The sequence below is a fragment of the Cupriavidus sp. SIMBA_020 genome (assembly GCF_046535395.1).
GTDB lineage: Bacteria > Pseudomonadota > Gammaproteobacteria > Burkholderiales > Burkholderiaceae > Cupriavidus > Cupriavidus campinensis.
Window position 1 is genome coordinate 1 of the sequence record NZ_JAWRWU010001864.1, and the last position, 229, is coordinate 229.

The 229-nt window shown below is 65.1% G+C and carries 1 protein-coding gene; it reads left to right on the forward strand.

Translation table 11 applies throughout. From position 1 onward, the window contains the following. The coding region (locus SB751_RS36065) for a family 1 glycosylhydrolase (RefSeq protein WP_410749734.1) at positions 1–229 on the forward strand (229 nt) is incomplete at both ends.

Genomic DNA, 229 nt, shown 5'->3' on the forward strand with positions numbered 1-229 from the left:
GTGGCCGGGCACCGAGCCGCTCGTGCTCGACGGCGACATGGCGACGATTGCCGCGCCGCTCGACTTCCTCAGCATCAACTACTATTTCCGCACCAAGGTGAAGAGCGACGGCGCGCACGGTTTCACCGAGGTGCCGCTGCCCGACGTCGAGCGCACGCAGATGGGCTGGGAAGTGCATCCGGACGGTCTGCGCGATCTGCTGATCGGCTTCGATCGCACGTATGAGAAC